This window comes from Paraburkholderia sp. SIMBA_030 (assembly GCF_046535245.1).
GTDB lineage: Bacteria > Pseudomonadota > Gammaproteobacteria > Burkholderiales > Burkholderiaceae > Paraburkholderia.
The window spans coordinates 1-251 of the sequence record NZ_JAWRXB010001177.1; the positions used below are offsets into that span (position 1 = coordinate 1).

General features: G+C 29.5%; 1 protein-coding gene. It reads right to left on the reverse strand.

The window, feature by feature from the left end; genetic code table 11:
- Window positions 1–188 (reverse strand): hypothetical protein (locus tag SB772_RS43740; protein ID WP_410838994.1); only part of this gene is annotated, 188 nt, incomplete at its 3' end.
- Window positions 189–251 lie beyond the last annotated feature (63 nt).

The following is a 251-nucleotide window of genomic DNA, read 5'->3' on the forward strand; positions in this document are numbered from 1 at the left end:
TTTGCATAGAATAAAGACCTCTCCGGATTATGATCTTTGAAAAAGTCGGATAGATGAGAATAAGTTGCATTTAGTCCAGAAACATCATTTGTACTGTCTCGAATTTTTAAAGTCTTAAGTAATTCTGGTTCAGCGTTGTATTCTTTATTTTGTAAAAACTTTGTATAGGCTAAATTATCATAAGCCATTGAATATAAACTGGGGTGTTTTATCAAATTTGGATAAGACAATACGTTGTTAAAAGTAATAAT